General features: G+C 36.9%; 3 protein-coding genes. 1 reads left to right on the top strand and 2 read right to left on the bottom strand.

Annotated features, from left to right (window positions below; genetic code table 11):
• Window positions 1-27: 27 nt before the first annotated feature.
• Both V7K21_RS18630 and V7K21_RS18625 read right to left on the bottom strand, forming a co-directional pair.
• Window positions 28-858, bottom strand: a complete 831-nt coding sequence (locus tag V7K21_RS18630; protein ID WP_335176706.1) for a polyphosphate kinase 2 family protein — start codon at window positions 856-858, stop codon at window positions 28-30.
• Between the two features lie 432 nt (window positions 859-1,290).
• A complete protein-coding gene (locus V7K21_RS18625; protein ID WP_335176704.1) occupies window positions 1,291-1,941 on the bottom strand; it encodes a Uma2 family endonuclease in 651 nt (216 codons plus the stop codon).
• 130 nt (window positions 1,942-2,071) lie between these two features.
• Between V7K21_RS18625 and V7K21_RS18620 the strand changes: the two genes are divergently transcribed.
• The gene (locus tag V7K21_RS18620) at window positions 2,072-2,488 is read left to right on the top strand and encodes a hypothetical protein (RefSeq protein WP_335176702.1); all 417 of its coding nucleotides are present in this window, start codon (window positions 2,072-2,074) and stop codon (window positions 2,486-2,488) included.
• Window positions 2,489-2,553: the final 65 nt, after the last annotated feature.

Below are 2,553 nucleotides of genomic sequence, written 5' to 3'. Positions count from 1 at the left end.
TAATCTGTTCTTGTACTGAATATCTAGTCAGTATCCAATCGTACTTTTATCATAGATTATATTGTGTGTCCTAACCATCTTGGCGGTTGCTATAATATTAGCGACTACCAGCCGGGTAAACCATTTGCGATCGGCAGGAATAATATACCACGGAGCCGATTTCGTACTAGTGTGATTGAAAACTTCTTCGTAAGCATTCATATAATCGTCCCAAAAAACTCGTTCTTGGACATCGCTATCTGAAAACTTCCAATTTTTTTCAGGAGTATCAATCCGTTGTAAAAAGCGTTTTTTCTGCTCTGATTTCGAAACATTGAGAAAGAACTTCAGGATGATCACACCATTGTCTACCAAATATTTTTCCAACCCATTAATTTCTTCAAAGCGTTGTTTCCATATCTTATTTCCCTCAGGGAAGTAAGGAAGTTGTTGCTTTTTCAATATTTCTGGATGGACACGAGCTACTAGCACCTCTTCATAATATGAGCGATTAAATATTCCAATTCGACCTCTTTCTGGCAAAGCCTTAGTTGTTCGCCACAGGTAGTCATGGTCTAATTCTTCCGCACTGGGACTCTTGAAACTAAACACTTGAAATCCTTGCGGGTTAACACCAGATGTCACATGTTTAATTGTGCTATCTTTACCAGCAGCATCCATTGCTTGAAAAATAATCAATAAGGCATAAGTGTTTTGAGCGTAGAGAATATTTTGGTAATTTGCTAGTCGTTCAATATCTGCCTGTAATTTGATTGCAGCATCAGCTTTTTGATTAAAATCAGTCTTATAAGCTGGGTCATAGTTTTTTTTCAGAGAAATCTTTGAACCTGGTGGAACAATGAAAGCATCGTAATTCATATATAATAAAATTTCCTGACAGCTACTTATACCCAAGCATATTATGAAGTATTAATTTATGACAATTATTATTTCTGAAAATTCCTCTTTTACCTCTTCTCTCTGTGCTGTCTGTGCCTGGAGCGGTTAAATAAATTACTTTTAAACCGCTCCAGGCAGAGAGAGTGCTGAGAAAAAAATGAGAGATTTTACGAGTCACTTTGAAAAGGCTAATCCTAAATCCATAACTTTTAATTTAGCTGAAATAGCAAGAAGCCTCTCGCTTACCCGTTCGCGGAGCGTCTCGTAGAGAAGGGAAGCGATGAGATGAATTGCACGTGAGTTGACAACAGTCCTCTGACTAATGTGATAGCGAAAAAATAATTTTATGAGTTTTTGATGCAGAAGTTGATACAGCTTGGAATATGAGTTGTTAAAAGAGCAAGGGTTACGTTAAGTTGGGTTAATTTGTTTTCTTACCCATTGACGAAATGCTCTCAGCGTTGGACTTCTACCTAAAGTTCGGCTCTGTTCCACAAACTGGGGAATTGCTTCAACAATGGGCAAGTTGGAAAAAGTAGAACTAATTTCAGACTCAATGTATTTGCCATTCTGAAGAATATTAATTTGTAGCTTCCTATCTTCATATCGCCACAGTTCAGGAACTCCTAACGCTTCGTAAGCATCCAGCTGAGTTTTGGAAGTAACATCAACTTCAATTGCTAAGTCAGGTGGCGGATCAACCCTCAAGTCTATTCGCTCTTTACCAATCATTTGAGCATGATTTTGAATGTAGAAAGAATCATCAGGCTCTACACCAAAAGCCATATCTTCACGTTTGAAAGTGGTTGAGCCAAATGTTTCACAGTCAATCTCTAACTCTTCCAACAGAATTTTCACCAAATCCCCAATGATGACTTTGGCTTTCTCATGCTTTGGTAATGGCATTCTCATCTCCAAAGTTCCCTGGCTGTAAGCCAATCGAGTGGCTCGATGATCGCCAAGTTCTTCTAAAATTGCCTCAAATTCTTGCCAGCTAACATCGTGGAGTATTACTCTATGTCCCGGCGGAACACTTAATTGTCGTAATTGAAGTGTTACCATTACTTACCATTTAAATTTCAGGTTTAGATTGTAAAAGCCAAGATGTAACTATCGTAGCAAATTTTGTTACTTTAGCGATATTTCAGGGAAAACTATAGGTTCTCTATTAAAACAAGAATGAGAAATATTTATGGATTTAAATGGATTAATTTGGACTAAAAATGTAACACCTATAGATGGTGAAATTTGGGCTTATGAAAACATAGATACTATATATCCAGATTTAAAGATTTTGGCTTTACATTGGAGAAAGTTAAAAGGTAGAGACGAAAATAATGCCAGATACCCATTAGAAACGGAATTGATAATTTTAAGACAACATGGAAAAATAACGCATATTGTTAAAATGCTCAACGATCAGCTTTATCGCGACACAAATGCTAAAGATGAATTTAATATTTATCGTATTGTGCAGGTGGTTTGGATGACCGATAATTGGGAGCATCCCCCAGAAAATGACAAAGTATTTGATTGTTCTATTCATTTTCCTCGATTTGGGAAAGCAATAAAATTAGAAAATACGCCTTATGTGAGTGAGAAGGGGTAGCAAAAAAGAAAGGGAAACCACAAGATAAAGGTAACGAAACCAAAGCTTGAGGTCTCCCAATGAAT

The organism is Nostoc sp., from assembly GCF_036919595.1.
Classification (GTDB): Bacteria; Cyanobacteriota; Cyanobacteriia; order Cyanobacteriales; family Nostocaceae; genus Nostoc.
The sequence above is the reverse complement of the archived record's forward strand: the minus strand, read 5'-3'. Positions and strand labels throughout refer to the sequence as shown.